Here is a 23,382-nt window from a genome sequence, read left to right as displayed (position 1 = left end):
AGGGGCGATGCTCGCGGACCTGCCGGATTCCTCGACCGGGACGGAAGCGTCCGTGGTCCGCGTCCTCTCCTACAACATCCGCTCCCTGCGCGACGACGTCGCGGCGCTGGCCCGGGTCATCCGGGCCTGTGCGCCCGACGTCGTCTGCGTTCAGGAGGCGCCGCGCTTCTTCCGCTGGCGCAAGGCGGCCGCCCGGCTGGCCCGTGAGTCGGAGCTGGTGTACGTCACCGGGGGCGCCACCGCCTCGGGGCCGATGATCCTCACCTCGCTGCGCGCCCATGTGGAGCGCGCGGAGTCCGTTCTGCTGCCCCGGCGGCCCGGGCTCCACCAGCGGGGGCTGGCCACGGCGGTCCTCCGCTTCGGGCGGGCCCGGCTGGGGGTCGTCAGCTGTCATCTGAGCATCGACGCGGACGAGCGGTACGCGCAGGGGCGGCTGCTCCTGGAGCACGTACGGGCCCTGGGCGTGCCGCACGCCGTGGTGGGCGGCGACCTCAACGACCGGCCCGACGGGCGGACGTTCGGCCTGCTGGCCGGGGAGCTCCAGGACGGCTGGGCCGTCGCGCCCTGGGGGCGCGAGCACACGACGCGCCTCGGCGACCCCGTGCAGCGGATCGACGCGGTCCTCGCGACCGAGGGCGTCGAGCTGCTGGGGTGCGGGGTGCCGATGGGGCTGGCGGGGGTCGAGGAGGCGGACCTGCGGGCCGCCACGGATCACCTGCCGGTGCTGGCGGCGGTACGGGTGCCGGCCGCGCCCTGAGGGCGCGGGTTCCGCGGGAGCCCCGGGGCGGACCGCGACCGGGGCCGGATGCCCACCCGACGGACGGAGTCCGGCGCAGCCGCCCGAAGCCCGGGAGGCGCTCCGGCGCCGAGCGGTGCGAGGGGGCGCGGGGAGTCAGACCACCGCACCTCGGCCCGGGTCGTCGTCCTCGTCGTCGCCGTCCTTCATCCGCAGGACCAGCGTGGCGAAGCCGCCCAGGAAGCCGCCCACGCCGAGCGTGGTCATCCACCAGGTCAGCTCCTGCCGCAGCAGCACCATGACGAGCAGCAGCAGCGGACCGCCGAGCACCGCGATCCACGCGAAGCGGGACGTCACATCGCCCGTCGGCAGCGGCGGCGGCTCCGGCGGCACGAAATGGCCCTCGTCCGGCTCGACGTCCTCGCCGGCCGGCTCGGGGGTGCTCCAGTCGCGGGGGCCCACGCCCGGGGCGTAGACGATGAAGCCGCCCGGCCGCCCGGCGCCGGGGCCCTTCGGGGGCTCGGGCGTCTTCGGGGTCCTGGGGGCCGCGGGGGCCGTGGGGGGCTCGTCTCCGGGGGCGTTCCCGGCGCCGAGGCCGCCCGTCGCGGGCCAGTGCCCCTTCTCGGGGTCCGGCTGCTCGCCGTAGGCCGCGACCAGCTCGGCCCAGGCACGGTCCTCGTCCAGCGGGTCGCGGCTGTCGTCGCGGTCGCGGTCCGCGTCGTGCTCAGCCACGGAGGGACGCTTCCGGCGCGCTCGCCGAGAGCCGCTCGATGAAGGCGTGCGTCTGCTCGAAGATCAGCGGGGCGTCGTGGTCCAGCGTGGCCACGTGGAAGCTGTTCTCCAGGATCCGCTCGGTGACGTCCCGGGAGGAGACCCGGGCCAGGATGCGGGCGGAGTCGGCCGGCGGGACGACGTGGTCCCGGGGGCTGTGCATCAGCAGCAGCGGCTGGGTGACCTGCGGCAGCTCGGTGTCCAGCGCCTGGAGACCGCGCCGGAAGGAGTGCGCGGCGTGCAGTGGCACCCGGTCGTAGCCGATCTCCACCCCGTCGGCCCGGCAGATGTCGCTGGCGATGCCCTGGGTGGAGGGGACGAGGTGGCGCACCAGGGGGAGCGCCCTGGCGGCCAGGCCGTGCACCTTGTTCGCGGGGTTGACCAGCACGATGCCGGACACCGCGGCGCCGTGCTTGGCGGCCAGCCGCAGCGTCAGCGCACCACCCATCGACAGCCCGCACACGAAGACCCGCGAGCACGTCCCCCGCAGCCGCCACAGCTCGCGGTCGACCTCCGCGTACCAGTCCTGCCAGCCGGTGACCGCCATGTCCTGCCAGCGGGTGCCGTGCCCGGGAAGCAGCGGAACCGAGACCGTCAGACCCCGATCCGCGAGATAATCGGCCCAGGGCCTTACGGACTGCGGGGAACCGGTGAAGCCGTGACACACGAGGACGCCGACCTCTCCGCCCTCATGGCGGAACGGCTCGGCACCGGGCAGGAGCGGCACCGGGATCTCCGATCGATGGAACGGGACAACGGGACAAGGAAGGCTCTGGCCCTCAGCCTACGCGGAGCGCCGCACGGCGGGTAGGCAGGTTAAGGTCTCCTCGTCACACACAGGAGGTTCTCGGTTGTTCTACGGCGCAATGAAGCTGTCCATCGGCGGGTCGCTGAAGCTTGCCTTCCGGCCGTGGGTGGAGGGCTTGGAGAACGTACCGGCCGAGGGGCCCGCCATTCTGGCGAGCAACCATCTGTCCTTCTCGGACTCCTTCTTCCTGCCCGCGGTGCTCGATCGCAAGATCACGTTCATCGCCAAGCAGGAGTACTTCACCTCCCCCGGAGTCAAGGGGAAGCTGACGGCGGCCTTCTTCAAGGGCGTCGGCCAGCTCCCGGTCGACCGCTCCGGCGCCCGCGGCGCCGGTGAGGCCGCGATCAAGAGCGGCATCGAGGTCCTGGAGCGCGGCGAGCTCTTCGGCATCTACCCCGAGGGCACCCGTTCCCCGGACGGCCGCCTCTACCGCGGCAAGCCCGGCGGTCTCGCCCGGGTCGCGCTGGCCACCGGCGCCCCGGTGATCCCCGTCGCGATGATCGACACGGAGAAGATCCAGCCGCCCGGCAAGGTCGTGCCCAAGCTGATGCGGCCCGGCATCCGGATCGGCAAGCCGCTGGACTTCAGCCGCTACCACGGCATGGACGGCGACCGCTTCATCCTCCGCTCGGTGACCGACGAGGTCATGTACGAGATCATGAAGCTCTCCGGCCAGGAGTACGTCGACATCTACGCGACCGCCGCCAAGCGGCAGATCGCGGACGAGGCGAAGCGGAAGGCCGAGGAGGAGAAGGCCGCCAAGGCGGCCGGCCTCGAGAACACGACGGAGAAGAAGGCGGATCGAGAGCCCGGGGCGTGAGCATCCGGCGGGGGGTCGGTTGATGGCACGGCGCACCGGGCGGCGCCCGCGTCCCGTACGGATGTCGGTGGAGCTGCCGCTGTGGCGGGCCCTCACCGGCTACCGCCTGCTGACCCTCGGCTACGCGCTCACCCTCTTCCTCATCAACTACCACGAGTACGCCCATCCGGCCGGAGCCGCGCTCTACATGGGCGTACTCACCCTGTGGACGTCGCTGACGTGGAACCGCGTCACCTCCGCGGAGCGGTGCACGAAGCCGTTCCTGATGGCCGACCTCGGTATGGCGATCGCCGGAATCCTTCTCACCGCGGTCCTGGACACCGGCGAGCGCATCGCCGCGGGTTCGCCCACCCTTCCGTCCATCTGGGCGGGCGGCGCCGTCCTGGGCCTGGCCATCAAGGGCGGCTGGCGCTGGGCGGCGGTCGGCTCGACGATCGTGGCCGTCGCCAACCTCGTCGAGCGCGGCAGCCCCGCCCGTGACACCGTCCACAACGTGGTCCTGGTGTGGGTCTCCAGCATCGCCGTCGGCTACATCGTCGAGGTCGCCCGCGCCAGTGAGCGCACCCTCGCCCGGGCCCTGACGATCGAGGCCGCGACCCGGGAGCGGGAGCGGCTGGCCCGCGACATCCACGACAGCGTCCTCCAGGTCCTGGCCATGGTGCAGCGCCGCGGCGCGGCCCTCGGCGGCGAGGCGGCCGAGCTGGGCAGGATGGCCGGTGAGCAGGAGATCGCCCTGCGCACGCTGGTCGCCGGTGGCCTGGTGCCCCCGCAGCGCTCCGCCGCGCAGCTGGCCGAGGACGCCGAGCTGGTCGCCGCCGTGCGCCCGGCGCCGGTCGCCCCGGCACCGCCGGTCGGCCCCTGCGACGTCCGCGCCCTGCTCGCCCCGCACGCCGGGGCCACCGTCACCTTCTCGGCGCCCGGCACCCGCGTCCTGCTGGAGTCGGCCGCGGCGGCGGAGCTGGCGGCGGCCGTCGGCGCGGCCCTGGACAACGTCGCCCGGCACGCGGGCGAGGACGCCCGGGCCTGGATCCTGGTGGAGGACGAACCCACGGAGGTGATCGTCACCGTCCGGGACGACGGCCCCGGCATCCCCGAGGGCCGGCTGGCGGACGCCGAGCGCGAGGGGCGCATGGGGGTGGCCCTGTCCATCCGCGGCCGCCTGCGCGACCTGGGCGGCAGCGCCGACCTGGTCTCGGTGCCGGGGCAGGGCACCGAGGTCGAACTGAGGGTTCCGAAGGTTCCACGGGGGAGCGAGGACAAGCGATGAGCACGCAGACACCGCCGGTCAGGGTGATGGTGGTCGACGACCACCCGATGTGGCGCGACGCCGTCGCCCGCGATCTGGCGGCCGCCGGGTTCGACGTGGTGGCCACCGCCGGCGACGGCCCGCAGGCCGTGCGCCGGGCCCGGGCGGCCACCCCCGACGTGCTGGTGCTGGACCTGAACCTGCCCGGCCTGCCGGGCGCCGCCGTCTGCAAGGAGCTCGTCGCCGAGCAGCCCGCGCTGCGCGTCCTGGTGCTCTCCGCCAGCGGTGAGCACGCCGACGTGCTGGAGGCGGTCAAGTCCGGCGCCACCGGCTACCTGCTGAAGTCCGCCGGCGCCGAGGAGCTGCAGGACGCCGTGCGCCGCACGGCCGCCGGCGACCCCGTCTTCACCCCCGGCCTGGCCGGCCTCGTCCTCGGCGAGTACCGGCGACTGGCCGCCGACCCCGCGCCCGCCGCCCCCGACGAGCCCAAGGCGCCCCGGCTCACCGACCGCGAGACCGAGGTGCTCCGCCTCGTCGCCAAGGGACTGTCGTACAAGCAGATCGCCGAACGCCTGGTTATTTCCCACCGCACGGTGCAGAACCATGTGCAGAACACCTTGGGCAAGCTCCAGCTGCACAACCGGGTGGAGCTCGTCCGCTACGCGATAGAGCGAGGCCTCGACGACGCCTGACCGCCTCCCGCGGCCGGGCGTACGGACTCGGCGGAAGGGACGGTGTCATGCGGGTCGGAGTACTGACCGGCGGCGGTGACTGCCCGGGGCTCAACGCGGTCATCCGCGCGATCGTCCGCAAGGGCGTCCAGGACTACGGGTACGACTTCACGGGCTTCAAGGACGGCTGGCGCGGGCCCCTCCAGGGCTCCGTCGTCGGCCTGGACGTGACGGCGGTGCGCGGCATCCTGCCGCGCGGCGGGACGATCCTCGGGTCCTCCCGCACCAACCCCTTCAAGGAGGCGGACGGCGTCCGCCGGATCAGGCGCACCCTCGCCGAGCGGGAGGTCGACGCCCTCGTCGCCATCGGCGGCGAGGACACGCTCGGCGTCGCCCGCCGGCTCTGGGAGGAGCACGGCGTGCCGTGCGTGGGCGTGCCCAAGACCATCGACAACGACCTCTCCGCCACCGACTACACCTTCGGCTTCGACACCGCCGTCAACATCGCGACCGAGGCCATCGACCGGCTCCACACCACCGCCGAGTCCCATATGCGCGTCCTCGTCGTCGAGGTCATGGGCCGGCACGCCGGCTGGATCGCCCTCCACTCGGGCCTGGCCGGCGGCGCCAACGTCATCCTCCTCCCCGAGCAGCGCTTCGACCTCGACGAGGTCTGCGGCTGGGTCACCTCGCGCTTCCGCGCCAGCTACGCGCCGATCGTCGTCGTGGCGGAGGGCGCCATGCCGCGCGACGGCGACCTGGTGCTCAAGGACGCCGGCGCGCTCGACTCCTTCGGCCACGTCCGGCTGTCGGGCGTGGGGGAGTGGCTGGCGAAGCGGATCGAGTCCCGCACCGGCAAGGAGGCCCGCACCACCGTGCTGGGCCACGTCCAGCGCGGCGGGACGCCGAGCGCGTTCGACCGGTGGCTGGCGACGCGGTTCGGGCTCCACGCGATCGACGCGGTGCGGGACGGGGACTTCGGACGGATGGTGGCGCTGCGGGGCACGGACATCGTCCGCGTCCCGCTGGCCGAGGCGACGGCACGGCTCAAGACGGTGCCGGCCGCCACATACGAGGAGGTCAAGGTGTTCTTCGGCTGAGCCGTCCTACGACAAGGGCGTGGGCCGGACGAGGACGGCGGTCAGCAGCTCGGCGACGACGGCCGACCCGTTGAGGGTCAGCACCGACTCCGGGTGGAACTGGACGCCGGCGAAACCGCGGCCGCGCAGCGCGTGCACGTCCCCGGTGGCCGGATCCCGGCTCACCTCGATGCCGTGCATCGCCAGCTCCGCGGCCGCGGCCTCGTCGCTCCGCGCGGTGAACGTGTTGTAGAAGCCCACCGTCTCCTCCCGGCCGAAGAAGTCGATCCGCTCCTGCGCCCCCTGGAACGGCACCGCCTTGCGGACGATCTCCAGGCCGAGCTCGGCGGCGATCAGCTCGTGGCCCAGGCATACACCGAGCAGGCCGTGCCGATGGCGGCGCAGCAGGTCGGCGGTCAGGGCGCGGAGCGCGCGCATCCGGGGGTCGGCCGGGTCGGAGGGGTTGCCGGGGCCGGGGCCCAGCACCACCGGGCCGGTGTGGGCCAGGGCCGCCTCCCGCAGGCCCGGCTCGTCGTGGCGGCGGACGGTCACCGTCAGGCCCGCGGCGCGCAGCAGATGGGCGAGCATCGCCGTGAAGGTGTCCTCGGCGTCGACGACCAGCGCGTGGCCGGTGGCCGGGCCGGCGGGCACGGGGGTCCGCATCCGGAGCCAGAAGGGGGCCAGATCCGCCCGCCGGGCGTCCAGCGCGGCCCGTACCCGTACGTCGTCGCCCAGCCGTACGGCCGGGGCGGCCGCGGGGCGTACGGCGGCCGGCCGTACCCCCAGGGCGGCCAGCACGCCCGCGGCCTTGGCGTGGGTCTCGGCGACCTCGCCGTGGGGGTCGGAGCGGCGGACGAGGGTGGCGCCGACGCCCACCCGGAGCCGGCCGCGGCGGTCGATGTCGGCGGTGCGGATGAGGATGGGGGAGTCCAGCGTCTGCGCGCCGCCGGCGTCGCGGCCGATCAGGGCCAGGGCCCCGGCGTAGTAGCCGCGGCCGCGCGGCTCGTGGCGCTCGATGACGCGGCAGGCGTTCTGGACGGGCGAGCCGGTGACGGTGGCCGCGAACATGGTCTCGCGCAGCACGTCGCGCACATCGAGCGAGGAGCGTCCGCGCAGCTCGTACTCGGTGTGGGCGAGGTGGGCCATCTCGCGCAGCCGGGGGCCGACGACCACGCCGCCCATGTCGCCGACGGTGCACATCATCTTCAGCTCCTCGTCCACGACCATGGACAGCTCCTCCACCTCCTTGCGGTCGTGGAGGAAGCCGAGGAGGCCCTCGGGGGTGGGGCCGCCGGCGGGGTAGCGGTAGGTGCCGCTGATGGGGTTCATGACGACCGTGCCGCCGGCCATCCGGACGTGCACCTCGGGGCTGGCGCCGACCAGGACGCGGTCGCCGGTGTGGACGACGTAGGTCCAGTAGGCCCCGCGCTCGCCGGCCAGCAGGCGGCGGAAGAGGGCGAGCGCGTCGGCGGCGACGAAGCCGTGGATCTCGCCCTCGAAGGTGCGGCGGATGACGAAGTTGGCGCCCTCGCCCGTGCCGATCTCGTCCTCGACGACACGCCCGACGATCCGCGCGTACTCCTCGTCGCCGATGTCGAAGGCGCCGCCCTCGACCCGCACCTCGTGGTCCGGCAGGGCCGCGGCGACCTCGGCGAGCGGCAGCTCGTGGGTCTCCTCCGGGCGCAGGACGAGCAGCGGGGTGCCGTCGTCGCGCACGTCGAAGCCGCGCTCGCGGATCTGCCGGAAGGGGACGAGGGCCAGCGCGTCGTGGACGGGGCCGCCGTGCGCCGAGCCCTCCGTGTACGCGGGGCCGGCCGGCAGCGGGATGTCGCCGAGCCGGGCGACCTCGGAGACCGGCCCGGTCAGCAGCTCGACGGTGTCGCCGGCCCGACCCGGGGTGCGGCGGTGGAGCAGGGCGAAGGGCGGGTGGTCCGGGGCCGTGAGCCGGGCGAGGAGGTCGGCGGCGGTGGTGGTCATGACGAGGTGTTCCTTCCTGGGGGAGGAACGGCCCCGCGGTGGCGTCCCGGGGAACGCCGAAGGCCGCCCCTCGGGGCGGCCTTCGCGAACGATCGACGGTACGCGCGATCAGTGGGCCGCCCGGGGAGCGGTCCACCACCAGTTCTGGTTCTGGTTTTGATTCCAGAGCACGTACATGCCGGGCACCCTACCCGACGGCCATGGGGCCCGTCCCGGATTTCACGAATGTCTGTCTCAGGATTCGTCTCAGAGTCCGGTCCGAACGCTGGACGGCGGGTCCGACCCCGTACTGTTGAGGGCGTGACCGTGAACGCTGATATCCACGCCGGTGGCAACACCTGGCGCTCCCTGCCCGCGGCGCAGCAGCCTGACTGGCCGGACCAAGAGGCTCTGCGCGATGTGATCGCCGAGCTCGAGTCCTATCCGCCCCTCGTCTTCGCCGGCGAGTGCGACCAGCTGCGCCAGCGCCTGGGAGCCGTCGCGCGGGGAGAGGCGTTCCTGCTCCAGGGCGGTGACTGCGCGGAGGCGTTCGACGCCGTCGGCGCCGACCAGATCCGCAACAAGCTCAAGACCCTGCTCCAGATGGGCGCGGTCCTCACGTACGCCGGGTCCGTTCCCGTCGTGAAGGTCGGCCGTATCGCCGGCCAGTACAGCAAGCCGCGCTCCAAGCCGACCGAGACCCGCGACGGCGTGACCCTGCCGACGTACCGCGGCGACTCCGTCAACGGCTTCGCCTTCACCGCCGAGGCCCGTACGCCGGACCCGCAGCGGCTGAAGCGGATGTACCAGGCCTCGGCCTCGACGCTGAACCTGGTGCGCGCCTTCACCACCGGTGGCTACGCCGACCTGCGCCAGGTGCACGCCTGGAACCAGGACTTCGTGCGGTCCTCGCCGTCCGGTCAGCGCTACGAGCAGCTGGCCCGCGAGATCGACCGGGCGATGAACTTCATGAACGCCTGCGGGGTGGACCCGGAGGAGTTCAGGACCGTCGAGTTCTACGCCTCCCACGAGGCGCTGGTCCTGGACTACGAGTCGGCGCTGACCCGCGTGGACTCGCGGACCGGGCAGCTGTACGACGTCTCCGGCCACATGGTCTGGATCGGTGAGCGCACCCGGCAGCTGGACGGCGCGCACATCGAGTTCGCCTCCAAGATCCGTAACCCGATCGGGGTGAAGCTCGGCCCGACGACGACGCCCGAGGACGCGCTGACCCTCATCGAGCGGCTCGACCCGGAGCGCGAGCCCGGCCGGCTCACCTTCATCACCCGGATGGGTGCGGACAAGATCCGCGACAAGCTCCCCACGCTGGTGGAGAAGGTCACGGCGTCCGGCGCCCAGGTGGTGTGGGTGTGCGACCCGATGCACGGCAACACCTTCGAGGCCGCCTCGGGGCACAAGACCCGCCGCTTCGACGACGTCCTGGACGAGGTCAAGGGCTTCTTCGAGGTCCACAAGGGCCTGGGCACCCACCCGGGCGGCATCCACGTCGAGCTCACCGGTGACGACGTCACCGAGTGCGTGGGCGGCGGCGACGAGATCTTCGTCGACGACCTCCACCAGCGCTACGAGACGGCGTGCGACCCGCGCCTCAACCGCAGCCAGTCCCTGGACCTGGCCTTCCTGGTCGCGGAGATGTACCGCGACCAGTGACCGCGCGGGCGGTGACCGCCCTCGGTGAACGCGTGGGGCCCGGATCGATCTGTGATCCGGGCCCCACCGCGTTGTGGCCGGGCCGCCGGGAACGGTAAGGTAAGGGTTACCTTATTGATCTACTCGGCCTATCGGCCGGCGCAAGGCGGTGACCGCGTGTACGTCTGCTCGTGCTTCGGCATCACGGAGCAGCAGGTGCGTGAGCACGCGGACAAGGGTGCGTGCACGCCCCGCCAGATCGCCTCCGCCTGCAAGGCCGGCACCGACTGCGGCGGCTGTGTGCGCCGCATCCAGGCCCTGCTCGGCCGGGGCGCGTGCCCCCGCCGGGAGCTCGCCGACCGGGGCGACGCCGATGTGCTCGGCGCCGGCACGGCGCTCATACCGGCCGCCGCGGCCGGCGCCGCGGCGTAGGGCCTGTCCGGCGGATCAGTCGCCGCCGCCGTTCTCCTGCTCGATGAACTGCGCGATGTAGAGCGGTTCGCCCAGCTTCTCGATCAGCTCCAGCTGGGTGTCGAGGTAGTCGATGTGGTCCTCCTCGTCCGCGAGGATCGACTCGAAGATGTTGGCCGAGGTGATGTCGCCCTTGGCACGCATGACCTCCACCCCCCGCCGCAGGCGGTCGATGGCCTCGACCTCGACCTGGCGGTCGGCCTGGAACATCTCGGTGATCGTCTGACCGATCCGTACGTGGAAGAGCCGCTGATAGTTGGGCAGGCCCTCCAGGAAGATGATCCTGTCGGTGAGGGTCTCCGCGTGCCGCATCTCGTCGAAGGACTCGGCGCGCGTATGTGACGCGATCTTCGTCCAGCCGTGGTGCTCCTGCAGCTTGGCGTGGAGGAAGTACTGATTGATCGCGGTCAGCTCGGCGGTCAGCTGCTCGTTCAGGAACTCGATGACCTCGGGGTCGCCCTGCATCGCGGCGGCTCCTTCCTGGGGGCACCACCCATGGCCGTTCGGGCCGGTGGGGGAGGACGGCGGATTGCGCGCATCCTCGCACCGCCCCATGCGGCCGTCCAGTAAGTTCACACTTAGTGGGGCTTGTCCGGATAGTGCCACCCCTGGTCATCAGCACCCCCGGGGGTCTGACACCATTGAGCCATGGGGCCCTCGAAAAACACCGAAAGCCGCAAAGGGGAGCTGCCCCCGGGGCAGCGGCTCCAGCGCGGCTGGCCGGTGACGCACTACGGCCCGGTGCCCAGGTTCCGGCCGGACCGCTGGGAATTCCGTGTCTTCGGGGCCACCGCGGACGGCGACAAGCGCTGCTGGACGCACGACGAGTTCTCCGCGCTGCCGTACTCCACGGTGGTGGCGGACCTCCACTGCGTCACGAAGTACAGCATGCTCGACGCGGAGTGGGGCGGCGTCTCGGCCCGGGCGATCCTCGAACTGGCCCCGCCCGCGCCCGAGGTCACGCATGTGATGGTGTGGGCCGAGTACGGCTACAGCTCGAACCTGCGGCTCGCCGACTTCACCGCCCCGGACACCGTCTTCGCCACGCACAAGGACGGTGAGCTCCTCACCGCCGAGCACGGATTCCCGGTACGCCTGGTCGTCCCCCACCTCTACGCCTGGAAGGGCCCCAAGTGGGTGCGCGGCGTGGAGTACATGACCACCGACCGGCGCGGCTTCTGGGAGGAGCGCGGCTACCACAACATCGGCGACCCCTGGAGCGAGCAGCGCTACTCGTACCAGGAGAAGCCGGGCGAGGGCCCGGAGCTGTAGGACGCTCCCGGGCCCCCGGGCCCGCCGTCCTCAGCCGTCGCGCAGGGCCTTCAGCCGCGCCACGTCCGCGGCGTGTCCCTCCGGGCCGCCGGGCGTCTCGATCGTCAGTGGCACGCCGGCCGTCGCCGCGTGCGCGAACAGCTCGGCGAACGGCTCGGCGCCGATGTGGCCGGAGCCGATGTTCTCGTGCCGGTCCTTGTGCGCGCCGACGACGTCCTTGGAGTCGTTGGCGTGGATCAGTCCCAGCCGGCCCTCGCCGGCCACGTCCACCAGCTCGTCGAGCGCCCGCTTCATCCCGCCGGGCCCGGCCAGGTCGTGCCCGGCGGCGAAGGCGTGGCAGGTGTCCAGGCAGACGCCCAGCATCGGATGGTGCTCCAGCGCCTCGAAGTACGGGCCGAGGTCGTCCACCAGCGAGCACAGCGAGGCGCCCTGACCCGCCGTCGGCTCCAGCAGCAGCCGCGGGTCGTCGGCGTGGCCGAGCTCCTCCAGCAGCGGCAGCAGCCGCTCGTGGACCTGGGCCAGGGCCTCGGCCCGGGGCCGCCCGCCGGTCGCCGAACCGGTGTGGACCACGACGCCGCGCGCCCCGATCTCCCGGCCGCGGCGCAGCGAGTGCCGCAGGGACTCGACGGACCGCTCGACCGTCGCCCCGGTGTGCGAGCCGAAGTTGATCAGGTACGGGGCGTGGACGAAGACGGGAAGGTCCTCGGCCGCGCAGGCGGCGCGGAACGCCTCGTCCTGTGCCGGGTCGCCGGCCGGTGTGGCCCAGCCGCGCGGGTTGGCGACGAAGACCTGGACGGCCTCGGCGCCCATCGCCCGGGCGTAGGGCAGGCCCACCCTGGCCAGGCCGCCGGCCACGGGGATGTGGCCGCCGACGGGGTTGCGGGCGCGGCCCGGGACGAGATCGGTGGCGGGGGTGGTGACAGTGGTGCTCATGGTCCTCTAGAAGCCGCTCTTCATGCGGATGACGATGGTGTCGCCCTTGGCGGCCTGGTCGCCGCCCCGGACGGACTGGCTCTCGACGGAGTCCTTGGGGAAGAGGAACGGCCGTTCCACCTTCACCCCGAGGCCCGCGCCGGTCAGCATGGCCCGGGCCTCGGCCTCGCTCTTCCCGGTGACGTCCGGGACCGCGACCATCTCCTTGCCCTTGGAGAGGGTGACGGTCACGGTGTCGCCCTCGGCGGCCTGCGCCCCCTTGGCGGGGGACTGCTGGGCCACGGCGCCCTTGGGCCGGTCGGAGAAGACCTGGTCGTCCGCGACCTTGATCTGGAGGCCCGCGTCGCGCAGCGCCGAGGTGGCGGCGTCGGACGACATCCCGGACACGTCCGGCACGGCGATCTGCCGGCCCTGGCTGACGACGAGCGCCACCGCCGAGTCGGGCCGCAGCTGCGAACCGGGCCTGGGGTCGGTGGACAGCACCGAGCCCTTGGGCGTCTCGTCGCTGAACTGCTTGCCGATCTCCCCGACCGTCAGGCCCTGGTCCTCGATCTTCTTCTTCGCCTGGTCCAGCGGCAGCCCGGCGACGTTGGGCACCTCGGCCTTCTGCGGGCCGCGGGAGACGGTGAGGGTGACCCGGCCGGTCTTGCGGATCCGCTTGCCCGGGCCGGGGTCGGTGGCCACCACATGGCCGCGCTCGACGGTCTCGCTGAAGGTCTGCTCGATCCGTACGGCCAGCCCGGCCGAGTCCAGCTTCCGCTCCGCCTCGGCCCGCGTCAGGTCCAGCACCCCGGGCACCGCCGTGAACTGCCCGGAGTTGATGTACCAGACGCCGGTGCCGGCCAGGACGGCCAGCAGGGCGCCCAGCGCGGCGATGATCCAGCGGCGCGGCGGCAGCCGGCGGGCGGGTCCGGCCGGCGCCGGCGGGGGCGTCCGGCCGGGCGGCGCGGAGGCCGCCACGGAGGCCGGCACGGGCTCCAGCCGGGCGGTGTGGTGGAGGTCGTCGTCGGCGGGCCGCGGCGGTGCGACCACGCGCGGGATGACGCTGGTGCGCTCCTCGGCACCCGCCGGCCCGGCGTCCGGCGCGACGGTCACCCGGGGGATCACGCTCGTACGGTCCTCGGACCCGGCGTCGGCCCCGTCCAGGGCGGTGGCGGGCGCGGGGTGCGGCGGGGCCGCGTCCAGCCGCGCGTCGGTCAGGGCGGCGCGGACCTCCCGGGCCAGGGCCAGCAGCTCGACCGCGTCGACCGGGCGGCGGCCCGGGTCGCGGGCGGTGGCGGCGGCCACCAGCGCGTCCAGCTCCGGGGCGAGCCCCGGCACGGCGGCCGACGGCGGCGGCACGTCCTCGTGGAGGTGCTGGTAGAGCACCTGGGCCGCGGTGCCGCCGGTGTGCGGCCGGGCGCCGGTGAGCATCTCGTAGAGCACCACGCCGCAGGCGTAGACGTCGGCCCGGGTGTCGGCCGTGCCGTACTCGATCTGCTCGGGGGCGAGGTAGGAGACGGTGCCCAGGACCGAGCCCGTGGAGGCGCTGGTGTGGGTGTCCACCGCGCGCACCAGCCCGAAGTCGGCGACCTTGACCCTGCCGTCGTCGCCGATGAGCACGTTCTCCGGCTTCATGTCGCGGTGCACCAGCCCCGCGACGTGGGCCGCGCCGAGCGCCGCCAGGATCGGCTCGGCGATGTCGAGGGCCGCGCGCGGCGTCAGGGCTCCCCGCTCGCGCAGCACGTCGCGCAGGGTGCAGCCGGCCACGTACTCCATCGCGAGATAGACGTACGGGCCGTCGGTGCCCTGGTCGAAGACGCTCACCACATTGGCGTGGTCGAGCCGGGCGACCGACTTGGCCTCGCGGATGAAACGGTCCACGAAGGCGCCGTCGGCGGCCAGCGAGGGGTGCATCACCTTGAGCGCGAGCACCCGGTCGAGCCGGGTGTCCAGGGCACGGTAGACCGTGGCCATGCCGCCCACGGCGATCCGCGCCTCGACGCGGTAACGGCCGTCGAGCAGGTGATCGACGAGGGGGTCCGGCAGGGTCGTATCCACGGCACAGGAGTCTACGAGCCACGATGGGCCGCCCGGACGGCGTGCGCCCCGCGCATCCGTTCTATTGCCGAACGGTGACAGGGCCGCCGCCGGGCCGTTCCCCGCCGGGGCGGGCCCGAGGGCCGCCTCAGACCGCCCGGAAGGCCGGTCGCTCCGGGTCCAGCTCCGCCATGCCCGCCACGGGCGAGGAGGCCTCGGCGAAGTGGCGGCGCGGGATCCGCCCGGCCCGGTGGGCCAGCCGCCCGGCCTCCACCGCGTGCCGCATGGCCTCGGCCATCAGCACCGGCTCCTGGGCGCGCGTCACCGCCGAGGCGAGCATCACCGCCGCGCAGCCCAGCTCCATGGCGAGCGCCGCGTCGGAGGCCGTGCCCGCGCCCGCGTCCAGGATCACCGGGACCCCGGCGCGCTCGGTGATGAGCTGGAAGTTGTGGGGGTTGCGGATGCCCAGGCCGGAGCCGATGGGCGCCCCCAGCGGCATGATCGCCGCGCAGCCGACGTCCTCCAGCTTGCGGGCCAGCACCGGGTCGTCGTTGGTGTACGGCAGCACCGTGAAGCCGTCGTCGACCAGGATCTCGGCGGCGTCCAGCAGCTCGATCGGGTCCGGCAGCAGGGTGCGCTCGTCGGCGATCACCTCCAGCTTGACCCAGTCGGTGCCGAGCGCCTCGCGGGCCAGCCGGGCGGTGAGGACCGCCTCCCCGGCGGTGAAACAGCCCGCCGTGTTCGGCAGCACCCGGATGCCGTGCTTCTCCAGGACCGAGAGCACCGAGCCGCGCACGGTCGCGTCGAGGCGGCGCATCGCGACCGTGGTCAGCTCCGTGCCGGAGGCCAGCAGGGCCCGCTCCAGCACGTCGAGGCTGGGGGCCCCGCCCGTGCCCATGATCAGCCGGGAGGTGAACGGGGTGTCCGCGATGGTGAGCAGGTCGTCCGCCATGGTGATCAGCCTCCCTGCACCGCGGTGAGGACCTCGACCCGGTCGCCGGCGGCGAGCGGGGTGAGCGGCCACTGGCCGCGGGGGACGACGGCCTCGTTGACCGCCGCGGCCACGCCGCCGCGCGCGGGGGTGAGGGTCGCCACGAGCCCGTCGAGGGTCGTCCCGGCCGGGACGGCACGGTGCTCGCCGTTGACGCTGATGGTGTGGGTGGTCACGTCGCTGCCGGTCATGCGGGCTGCTCCTGGGATGGGGAGGCCTCCCGCGCCGCCGGGGCGACGGGGGAGGGGGTGAAACGTCGGGGGGAGAACGGGCGGGCCTCCTCGGGCAGGTGCCCGGTGGTGAGCACCTCGGCCATCACATCGCCGGTGACCGGGGTGAGCAGCACGCCGTTGCGGTAGTGGCCGGTGGCCGCGAGCAGGCCCGGCAGGGCCGTGGGGCCGAGCAGCGGGGCGTTGTCGGGCGTGCCGGGGCGCAGCCCGGCACGGGTCTCCACCAGCGGCAGCTCGGTGATGCCCGGCACCAGCTCGTGGGCGTCGCGCAGCAGCTCGTAGACGCCGCCGGCGGTGACCGTGGTGTCCCAGCCGAGCTCCTCGCTGGTCGCGCCGACGACCAGCTCGCCGTTCTCGCGCGGCACCAGGTACACCGGGCCGCCGCGCACGACCGCCCGGACCGTGCGGGAGAGGAAGGGCCGGTAGGCGTCCGGTACGCGCAGCCGCAGCACCTGGCCCTTGACCGGGCGGACGGGTGGCAGCACCTCCGGGGGCAGGCCCGGCAGCCGGCCGCTGAGACTGCCCGCGGCCAGCACCGTCCGGTCGGCCGCCACCCGGGTGCCGTCGGCCAGCTCGGCCCCGGTCGCGCGGTCGCCGGCGAGCAGCGCCCGGACCGCCTCCTGGCGGTGGAACACCACGCCCGCCCGCTCACAGGCCGTCAGCAGGGCCCGCGCCAGGCGCCGGGGGTCGGTCTGGTGGTCGCCGTCCACCCGCAGCCCGCCGCGTACGCCGGGCGCCAGCATCGGCTCCAGCCGGCGGCACTCGCGCCCGGACAGCCACCGCGCGTCGAGGCCGCAGCGCAGCTGGAGCTCGTGGAGCTCGCGCAGGTGGGCCCGGTCGTCGGCGTCGAGGGCGACGGCGAGCGTGCCGCAGGCGCGGTAGCCGGTGTCGAGACCGCTGGCCTCCTCCAGCTCGGCCGTGAACGCCGGATAGCGGCGCGCGGAGGCGAGGTTGAGGGCGAGCAGCGTCTCCTCGCCGTAGTGCAGTTCGGTGACGGCGGCCAGCATGCCGGCCGCGACCTGGGCCGCGCCGCCGCCGGGCGCCGGGTCGGCGACCGCCGCGCGCAGCCCGCGCTGGGCGGCGCGCCAGGCCGTGACCAGGCCGATGACGCCGCCGCCGATGACCAGGACGTCATGGGTGTGCCGCGCGTGCATGGGCTTCCAGCCCCTCCCTTCGCCGGCATGACCCGGATCAGGTTCGTACGGTCGGAGGCCGTCCAGCCTCCCTCTCAGCCCGGTGCGTCCGGGCTCCCGCGAGTGCTTGCAGCGGCCACAGTAGTACGCCCCGCCGAGGGGCCGGAAGGGCGGCCCGCGCGTCGTTCACGGTGATCCGCGCGGCAAACATCGTGACGCTGTGTCAGAGGTCTCGTCACCGGTTGCCCCGGTGGAGCCGGGTCGCCGTCCTACAGTTGACCGGGTGAGCGAGCAGACGAACACCTCCAGTGACCGGCGCGTCGTCATCGTCGGCGCGGGCATGGCCGGGGTGCAGACCGCCGTCGCCCTGCGTGAGCAGGGCTGGGACGGCGCGATCTCCCTGCTGGGCGCCGAGCCCCACCGGCCCTACGACCGCCCCCCGCTGTCCAAGGCCGTGCTCCTCGGCAAGGCCGAGGGGTCCGCCTTCGAGGTGGACTTCGACTCGCTCGGCATCGACCTGGAGCTCGGGCGCGAGGTCACCGGGCTGCGCGCCGCCGAGCACCTGCTGGACACCGACCGGGGCCCGGTGCCGTACGACGTCCTGGTCGTCGCCACCGGTGCCGAGCCCGTCACCCTGCCCGGCAGCGAGGGCGTGCCCGGCGTGCACGTCCTGCGCACGGTGGACGACGCCGAGGGGCTGCGACCGGTGCTGGCCGAGCAGCGCGACGTGGTCGCCGTCGGGGCCGGCTGGATCGGCGCCGAGTTCGCCACCGCCGCGCGCGAGGCGGGCTGCCGGGTGACCGTGGTCGAGGCCGCGGACCGGCCGCTCGCGGGCGCCATGCCGGCCGAGGTCGCGGCGCACATGGCCGGCTGGTACGCGCACAGCGGCGCCCGTCTGGTGACCGGCGCGAAGGTGGCGGCCGTGGAGGAGGGCGCGGTCGTCCTGGACGACGGCACCCGGCTGCCCGCCGGCGCGGTGGTCGTCGGCATCGGGGCCCGCCCGGCGACGACCTGGCTGGCCGGCTCGGGCATCGAGCTGGCGGAGGACCGTTCCGTCGTCACCGACGACCGGCTGCGCACCTCCCTGCCGGACGTCTACGCGGTCGGCGACTGTGCGTCGTTCCCCTCGGCCCGCTACGGCGAGCGGCTGCTGGTGCACCACTGGGACAACGCCCTCCAGGGGCCGCGGACCGTCGCCGAGAACATCGTCCACGGCCCGGCCGAGGGACCGGTCTACGACCCGGTGCCGTACTTCTGGTCCGAGCAGTTCGGCCGCTTCGTGCAGTACGCCGGGCACCACGCGGGCGCCGACGAGCTGGTGTGGCGCGGCGACCCGGAGAGCGCCGCCTGGTCGGTGTGCTGGCTGCGCGCGGGCGTGCTGGTGGCGCTGCTGGCCGTGGGGCGCCCGCGCGACCTCGCGCAGGGCCGCAGGCTCATCGAGCAGGGGGCGTTGCTGGACCGGGCGAAGGCCGCCGACGCGTCGGTGCCGCTGAAATCCGCCGTGCTCTGAGGGGCCGGTGGGGTGACCTCCGGGCCGGTCGGGGGACCGGCTCGGGTCAACCCGGCTACCGGCTGTCAGTCCAGGATGGCAGGCTTGTCCCTGTGACCGAGATTGACACGAAGATCGATGCACTCGTCCCCGCCTGGCTCAACCTCCCCGACATCGCGGAGGAGCTCGATGTGGAGGTGACGCGCGTACGACAGCTGGTGAAGGAGGGCCAGCTGATCGCCGTGCGTCGTGGCGAGAACCGAGTGCTCATGGTGCCTGCCGACTTCATCGGCGAGGGCAAGGTGGTCAAGGGCCTGGCCGGTACCTTGACGCTGCTGAGGGACGACGGCTTCAGCGACGAGGAGATGCTGGAGTGGCTGTTCACCCCCGACGAGACCCTGCCGGGGACCCCCGCGCAGGCGCTGCGCGAGAATCGCGGCACGGAGGTGAAGCGCCGCGCCCAGGCGCTCGCCGTCTGACGGCCCCGAGCGCCGTCCAGCGATAGAGAGTCCGGTGCACGGGTCCGAGGAGGGCCCGTGCACCGCCGACCGGGGGGAGAAACACCCGATGTCCGTCACCGCGCGCGAGCGTCTCGCCGACGCCCGGCTGTATCTGTGCACCGACGCGCGCAGGCGCCAGGGCGACCTCCCGGAGTTCCTCGACGCCGTGCTCTCCTCCGGCGTGGACATCGTCCAGCTGCGGGACAAGGGCATGGAGGCGGGGGAGGAGCTGGAGCACCTCGCGGTGTTCGCCGACGCCGCCCGCCGCCACGGCAAGTCGTTCGCGGTCAACGACCGCGCGGACGTCGCGCACGCCGCCGGCTCCGACGTGCTCCATCTGGGCCAGCGCGACCTCCCGGTGCCCGCCGCGCGGGCGATCCTCGGGCAGGACGTCCTCGTCGGCCGCTCCACCCACGCCGAGGCCGAGGTCGACGCGGCCGCCGCCGAGCCCGGCACGGATTACTTCTGCACCGGCCCCTGCTGGCCGACCCCCACCAAGCCGGGCCGGCACGCCCCCGGCCTGTCCCTGGTGCGGTACGCCGCCTCGCTCGGCACCGAGCGCCCCTGGTTCGCCATCGGCGGCATCGACGAGGACAACCTCGACGAGGTGCTGGCCGCCGGCGCCCGGCGGATCGTGGTGGTGCGCGCCATCACCGAGGCCGACGACCCGGGCGCGGCCGCGGCCCGGCTGGCGAAGCGGATCCGCGCCCACGCCCTCTGAGCGCCCGGCCGGACGGTGTTCCGGACGGCGTTCCGGACGGTGTTCCGGACGGAGTTCCCGGCGGCGGATGAGACGCCCGCTGTCCGAGGAGTGGGACGATCGGCGGACAGTTGACCGGCGAACCGGACAATTCGTTGATCCGCTTGGGGGTGCACGGACCCGCTGGTTAACTTGCCGGTATGGCCCTTGGTACTGCCTCCACCAGGACGGACCACGCGCGCACGGTGCGTGAGCTGCTCGCCTCCGGCGAGCGTTCGTATTCGTTCGAATTCGCTGCCCCGAGGACCGAAAAGGGCGAGCGGACCCTGTGGAACGCGATCCGGCGCATCGAAGCCGTCGGACCCACCTTCGTCTCCGTCACCTACGGCGCCGGCGGCTCCTCCCGCGAGGGCACCGTCCGCGCGACCGAGCGCATCGCCACCGACACCACGCTGACCCCGGTCGCCCACCTCACCGCGGTCAACCACTCCGTGGCCGAGCTGCGCAACGTCATCGGCCAGTACGCCGATGTGGGCATCCGCAACATGCTGGCCCTGCGCGGCGACCCGCCCGGCGACCCCATGGGCGCCTGGACCCGTCACCCGGAGGGCCTCGACCACGCGGTCGACCTGGTGCGGCTCATCAAGGAGTCCGGCGACTTCTGCGTGGGCGTCGCGGCGTTCCCGGAGATGCACCCGCGCTCCACCGACTGGGAGACCGACGTCCGGCACTTCGTCGACAAATGCCGGGCGGGCGCGGATTTCGCGATCACTCAGATGTTCTTCTATCCGGAGGATTATCTGCGGCTGCGCGACAGGGTCGCGGCGGCGGGTTGCCAAACACCGATCATTCCGGAAATCATGCCGGTCACCAACGTGCGCCAGATCGAACGATTCGCGCAGCTGAGCAACGCGGCGTTCCCTCCGGACCTCGCGGAGCGGATCCTCGCGGTGAAGGACGACGCGGCCGCTGTACGCTCGATCGGAATCGAGTACGCGACGGACCTGTGTGCCCGGTTGATGGCCGAGGAGATCCCCGGGTTGCACTTCATCACCCTGAACCACTCGACGGCCACGTTGGAGATCTACGAGAACCTGGGGCTGCACCAGCGGCCCTGACACGGCCGGCCGGGAACGGGCGGCCGAACGAGAGGGGCGTTAATGGGCTGGACGGTCCTCTACATCGCGTTCGGCGTCGTCGCGCTCTGGCTGCTCGGCGAGGTGCTGCTCCAGTACAAGGCGCGGCTGCGCTGGCGGCTCCTGGCCTTCACCGGCTTCCTCGGCGTGGTGGCGGGCGTGCTCGTGCCGTCCGTCGCCGTCATCGTGGTCGGCGCCGTCGCCTTCGGTGTCGGCCAGACCTTTGTGACGCTCTCGTTCCGGCGCGGCTTCTCCATGGGCTGGGCCCTGCGCCGCAAGGACGGCGACGCGGGCGGGGAGAGCGGCGCCCCGCAGGGCCGGGCGGGCCGTAACGGCCGCAAGAGCCGCAAGGGCGGTGCCCCCGCGAAGGCCGCGAACGCCCCGGGCGCCGACAAGGCCGCGGCCGAGGGCCGCGGCGGTCGCGCCGCCGGACGCCGCCGCAAGGGCGGCCCCGCGGCGCCGGCCCCCGCCACCGGCCCGGAGCCCACCACGACGGCCACCGGCCCCGGCACGCCCCCGCCCGCCCCGGGCCTGGACGCCGCCGCCACCGAGCTCATGCCCGCCGTGCCCCAGCAGCCCACGGCCGAACAGCCGCACCACACCGGCTACGACCCCGACGGCGGCTCGGACGACAACGTCTTCGGCGCGTACGACGGCTACGACGGCCGGAACCCCGGCACCGCCCCCGCCCAGGGCGGTTACGCCGGGCAGTACGACTACGGCCAGGGCGGCCAGTACGCCTCGTACTCCGACCCGTACATCGGCAACCGCCCCCCGTCCTACGAGCAGTACGACGCCTACGGGCAGCAGCAGCCGTACGGACAGCAACAGCAGTACGGCGACGGCGGCCAGAGCGCCGGGGTGTACACGCCGCAGTACGACTTCGACACCCCGCCCGGCGGCATCTGGGTGCCGCAGCAGCGCGACACCGACATCCCGCCCGGCGGCGGCCGGCCGTACCCGCCGCAGCAGCACGGCCAGGGCGGTCAGGGCGGCCACGGCGGTCAGGGCCATCAGGGCGGTCAGGGCTACGACGGTCAGCAGCACTACCGCTACTGACCCGCGGGGCTACTGCGAGCCGCGCCAGTCGGCCCCGTCCACGATCAGCCCGGCGACCATCGCCCCCGACATCCCGGCGTGCGCCAGCCCGCCGCCGGGATGCGCGAACCCGCCCGCCCGGTACAGACCGGGCAGCGCCGTGGCGTTGCCCGGCCGCAGATACGCGCCCTCCGCGCCGGCCAGGGCCGGCGCCGGCACACCGCCGCCCTCGGCGCCCGTCTCCGCCTCCGTGTCGGCCGGCGTGCGCACCTCGTGCCACAGCAGCCGCTCCCGCAGCCCCGGCACCGCCGCCTCGGCGGCCCGGACCATCCGCTCGGCGAACGCGGCGGCCGTCCCCGGCGCCGACCAGTCCACCCGCCCGTGCGGGGCGACCGTCGCGGTGAGCGTCACGGCCTCGTGGTCGTCGCCCGGGCGCGTCGCCGGGTCGTCCGGCCGCAGCACCGTCACCGTCGGCGCGTAGTCCGTCCCCGCGCCGCGCCCGCCGAACACCGCGTCCAACTCGGCCTCGCGGGCGGACGCGTGGACCACCGTGCGATGTACCGTGCCGGCGGGCCGGGCGCCGGACACCGCCAGGAAGACACCGAACCGGCCGGGCGGCGGACCCGAGGGCCCGGACACCTCACCGGCCGCACCGGGCGCCACGGCCGCGAGCCGGGCGGGCGGCACCGCGGCCACCACCATGTCGGCCCCGGCCACCTCGCCGGAGGCCAGCCGCACCCCGGCCGCGCGCCCGTCCTCCTCCACCAGCCCCACGACCTCGGCGCCGAAGAAGAACTCCACCCGCCGCGCCCGGCACCGCTCGTACAGGGCGTCGGCGAGGGCGCGCAGCCCACCGCGCACGTACCAGCTGCCGAAGGTCTGCTCCATGTACGGCAGCACGGTCGCGCTCGCGGGCGCGTGCCGCGGATCGAGCCCGTAGGCCAGGGCGTGGCCCTCCAGCAGCGCGGCGAGCCGCGCGTCCTTCAACTCGCGGCGGGCGACGGCGGCCAGCGTGGCGGGCGCGGCACGCCGGAAGAGCCCGCGCCCGCGCACCGCCGGGTACGGGTCCCGGCCGAGGGCCGTGACCCGTTCGGGGCGCAGCGGCTCCTCCAGCAGCGGGCGCCGCGTGGCGTCCCAGACGTCGCGCCCCCGGTTGACGAGGTCGCTCCAGCGCTCGCCCGCGCCCGCGCCGACCGCCGCGTCCAGGGCGGCCACGACGCCGGCCCGCGAGGCGTTGGGCAGCGTCACGTCCGTGCCGTCGGGGAGGACGTGCCGGCTCGCCGGGTCGACCTGGACCAGCTCCAGGCTCGCCTCCAGCGACTCCTTGCCGGTCTTGACGAACAGGTCGCGGTAGACGGCGGGCAGGTGCAGCAGCCCCGGCCCGGTGTCGAAGACGAACCCGTCCCGCTCCAGCCGCCCGACGCCACCGCCATGGGTCGTGCCCCGCTCGTACACCGCCACCCGGTGGCCCGCGACGGCCAGCCGGGCGGCGGCCGCCATCGCGCCCATCCCGGCGCCTATCACCGCAATCCGTGCCATGCGCCGACCTTATCCGGCACCGCCCCCACCGCCCGGCGGCCGGGTCTGAGTACGCGTACCTAGGCGCCGGGATGAGTACCCGCGCGGATGGGCCGGGCCCCGTCCGCGGGGGAGAGTGGTGCCCACGGAGGGGACGCCGGGGCCGCACCGCCGACACGGGGCGGCGGAACGGCTCGGCGGACCCGCCGCGACCG

General features: G+C 74.1%; 23 protein-coding genes and 1 riboswitch. Of the genes, 13 read left to right on the top strand and 10 right to left on the bottom strand.

The window, feature by feature from the left end; all coding sequences use genetic code 11:
• The first annotated feature begins 7 nt into the window (after window positions 1–7).
• Window positions 8–757, top strand: coding sequence for an endonuclease/exonuclease/phosphatase family protein (locus AC07BS_RS18400; protein WP_478933181.1), 750 nt, complete (start codon window positions 8–10; stop codon window positions 755–757).
• A 135-nt stretch (window positions 758–892) separates the two neighbouring features.
• Here AC07BS_RS18400 and AC07BS_RS18395 read toward each other — a convergent pair whose 3' ends face one another.
• Both AC07BS_RS18395 and AC07BS_RS18390 read right to left on the bottom strand, forming a co-directional pair.
• On the bottom strand, window positions 893–1,468 hold the full coding sequence (locus AC07BS_RS18395; protein ID WP_478648099.1) for a hypothetical protein: 576 nt from the start codon (window positions 1,466–1,468) through the stop codon (window positions 893–895).
• Window positions 1,461–2,234, bottom strand: coding sequence for an alpha/beta hydrolase (locus AC07BS_RS18390; protein ID WP_478648102.1), 774 nt, complete (start codon window positions 2,232–2,234; stop codon window positions 1,461–1,463). Before AC07BS_RS18390 ends, AC07BS_RS18395 begins: the two co-directional genes overlap by 8 nt.
• A gap of 124 nt (window positions 2,235–2,358) precedes the next feature.
• On the opposite strand from AC07BS_RS18390, the gene AC07BS_RS18385 reads away from it, so the two are divergent.
• From AC07BS_RS18385 to AC07BS_RS18370, 4 genes are read left to right on the top strand one after another with little or no spacing between them, the layout of a single operon-like run.
• On the top strand, window positions 2,359–3,135 hold the full coding sequence (locus tag AC07BS_RS18385; protein ID WP_478648105.1) for a lysophospholipid acyltransferase family protein: 777 nt from the start codon (window positions 2,359–2,361) through the stop codon (window positions 3,133–3,135).
• 22 nt (window positions 3,136–3,157) lie between these two features.
• The gene (gene macS / locus AC07BS_RS18380) at window positions 3,158–4,402 is read left to right on the top strand and encodes a MacS family sensor histidine kinase (protein ID WP_478648108.1); all 1,245 of its coding nucleotides are present in this window, start codon (window positions 3,158–3,160) and stop codon (window positions 4,400–4,402) included.
• Window positions 4,399–5,073, top strand: a complete 675-nt coding sequence (locus AC07BS_RS18375) for a response regulator (RefSeq protein WP_478648111.1) — start codon at window positions 4,399–4,401, stop codon at window positions 5,071–5,073. Before macS ends, AC07BS_RS18375 begins: the two co-directional genes overlap by 4 nt.
• A 47-nt stretch (window positions 5,074–5,120) precedes the next feature.
• Window positions 5,121–6,152, top strand: a complete 1,032-nt coding sequence (locus tag AC07BS_RS18370; RefSeq protein ID WP_478648114.1) for a 6-phosphofructokinase — start codon at window positions 5,121–5,123, stop codon at window positions 6,150–6,152.
• A gap of 6 nt (window positions 6,153–6,158) precedes the next feature.
• Here the strand turns inward: AC07BS_RS18370 and AC07BS_RS18365 are convergent, their stop codons facing one another.
• Complete coding sequence (locus tag AC07BS_RS18365) at window positions 6,159–8,108, bottom strand: anthranilate synthase family protein (protein ID WP_478933177.1); 1,950 nt, start codon at window positions 8,106–8,108, stop codon at window positions 6,159–6,161.
• Between the two features lie 300 nt (window positions 8,109–8,408).
• Here AC07BS_RS18365 and AC07BS_RS18360 point away from each other — a divergent pair, with 300 nt between their 5' ends.
• The gene (locus tag AC07BS_RS18360) at window positions 8,409–9,758 is read left to right on the top strand and encodes a class II 3-deoxy-7-phosphoheptulonate synthase (RefSeq protein WP_478648119.1); all 1,350 of its coding nucleotides are present in this window, start codon (window positions 8,409–8,411) and stop codon (window positions 9,756–9,758) included.
• A 156-nt stretch (window positions 9,759–9,914) separates the two neighbouring features.
• Window positions 9,915–10,169, top strand: a complete 255-nt coding sequence (locus AC07BS_RS18355; protein ID WP_478648121.1) for a (2Fe-2S)-binding protein — start codon at window positions 9,915–9,917, stop codon at window positions 10,167–10,169.
• Between the two features lie 15 nt (window positions 10,170–10,184).
• Here the strand turns inward: AC07BS_RS18355 and bfr are convergent, their stop codons facing one another.
• Window positions 10,185–10,673: a bacterioferritin gene (gene bfr / locus AC07BS_RS18350; RefSeq protein WP_478648123.1), complete on the bottom strand. Its 489-nt coding sequence runs from the start codon at window positions 10,671–10,673 to the stop codon at window positions 10,185–10,187.
• A 183-nt stretch (window positions 10,674–10,856) separates the two neighbouring features.
• Between bfr and AC07BS_RS18345 the strand changes: the two genes are divergently transcribed.
• The gene (locus tag AC07BS_RS18345) at window positions 10,857–11,480 is read left to right on the top strand and encodes a sulfite oxidase-like oxidoreductase (protein WP_478648126.1); all 624 of its coding nucleotides are present in this window, start codon (window positions 10,857–10,859) and stop codon (window positions 11,478–11,480) included.
• A 30-nt stretch (window positions 11,481–11,510) separates the two neighbouring features.
• Here the strand turns inward: AC07BS_RS18345 and AC07BS_RS18340 are convergent, their stop codons facing one another.
• From AC07BS_RS18340 to thiO, 5 genes are all read right to left on the bottom strand, one after another.
• On the bottom strand, window positions 11,511–12,413 hold the full coding sequence (locus tag AC07BS_RS18340) for a deoxyribonuclease IV (protein ID WP_478648128.1): 903 nt from the start codon (window positions 12,411–12,413) through the stop codon (window positions 11,511–11,513).
• Between the two features lie 6 nt (window positions 12,414–12,419).
• Window positions 12,420–14,453, bottom strand: coding sequence for a Stk1 family PASTA domain-containing Ser/Thr kinase (gene pknB / locus AC07BS_RS18335; RefSeq protein WP_478648131.1), 2,034 nt, complete (start codon window positions 14,451–14,453; stop codon window positions 12,420–12,422).
• A gap of 127 nt (window positions 14,454–14,580) precedes the next feature.
• Window positions 14,581–15,384 carry a thiazole synthase gene (locus AC07BS_RS18330; RefSeq protein ID WP_478648133.1) on the bottom strand — a complete coding sequence of 268 codons (804 nt, stop codon included), beginning with the start codon at window positions 15,382–15,384 and terminating at the stop codon, window positions 14,581–14,583.
• A 5-nt stretch (window positions 15,385–15,389) separates the two neighbouring features.
• The gene (gene thiS / locus AC07BS_RS18325; protein WP_478648136.1) at window positions 15,390–15,614 is read right to left on the bottom strand and encodes a sulfur carrier protein ThiS; all 225 of its coding nucleotides are present in this window, start codon (window positions 15,612–15,614) and stop codon (window positions 15,390–15,392) included.
• Window positions 15,611–16,807 carry a glycine oxidase ThiO gene (thiO, locus tag AC07BS_RS18320; protein WP_478933173.1) on the bottom strand — a complete coding sequence of 399 codons (1,197 nt, stop codon included), beginning with the start codon at window positions 16,805–16,807 and terminating at the stop codon, window positions 15,611–15,613. The genes thiS and thiO overlap by 4 nt, the downstream gene beginning before the upstream one ends.
• Window positions 16,805–16,917: riboswitch (TPP riboswitch) on the bottom strand. It overlaps the preceding gene by 3 nt.
• Before the next feature lie 152 nt (window positions 16,918–17,069).
• Here thiO and AC07BS_RS18315 point away from each other — a divergent pair.
• The 5 genes from AC07BS_RS18315 to AC07BS_RS18295 all read left to right on the top strand — a co-directional run bounded on the left by AC07BS_RS18315 (window position 17,070) and on the right by AC07BS_RS18295 (window position 21,670).
• A complete protein-coding gene (locus AC07BS_RS18315) occupies window positions 17,070–18,296 on the top strand; it encodes an NAD(P)/FAD-dependent oxidoreductase (RefSeq protein WP_478933171.1) in 1,227 nt (408 codons plus the stop codon).
• A 92-nt stretch (window positions 18,297–18,388) separates the two neighbouring features.
• Window positions 18,389–18,754 carry an Rv2175c family DNA-binding protein gene (locus AC07BS_RS18310; protein ID WP_478648144.1) on the top strand — a complete coding sequence of 122 codons (366 nt, stop codon included), beginning with the start codon at window positions 18,389–18,391 and terminating at the stop codon, window positions 18,752–18,754.
• An 88-nt stretch (window positions 18,755–18,842) separates the two neighbouring features.
• Window positions 18,843–19,496, top strand: a complete 654-nt coding sequence (thiE, locus tag AC07BS_RS18305; RefSeq protein ID WP_478933168.1) for a thiamine phosphate synthase — start codon at window positions 18,843–18,845, stop codon at window positions 19,494–19,496.
• A gap of 179 nt (window positions 19,497–19,675) precedes the next feature.
• Entirely contained in the window at window positions 19,676–20,593 is a 918-nt protein-coding gene (gene metF / locus AC07BS_RS18300; RefSeq protein ID WP_478648149.1) for a methylenetetrahydrofolate reductase [NAD(P)H], read from the top strand.
• Window positions 20,594–20,635: 42 nt separating this feature from the next.
• The gene (locus AC07BS_RS18295) at window positions 20,636–21,670 is read left to right on the top strand and encodes a hypothetical protein (RefSeq protein WP_478933166.1); all 1,035 of its coding nucleotides are present in this window, start codon (window positions 20,636–20,638) and stop codon (window positions 21,668–21,670) included.
• Window positions 21,671–21,679: 9 nt separating this feature from the next.
• On the opposite strand, the gene AC07BS_RS18290 is transcribed toward AC07BS_RS18295, so the two are convergent.
• On the bottom strand, window positions 21,680–23,188 hold the full coding sequence (locus tag AC07BS_RS18290; protein WP_478933164.1) for a phytoene desaturase family protein: 1,509 nt from the start codon (window positions 23,186–23,188) through the stop codon (window positions 21,680–21,682).
• Window positions 23,189–23,382: the final 194 nt, after the last annotated feature.

Source organism: Streptomyces sp. NPDC044063 (assembly GCF_056434285.1).
The sequence above is the reverse complement of the archived record's forward strand: the minus strand, read 5'-3'. Positions and strand labels throughout refer to the sequence as shown.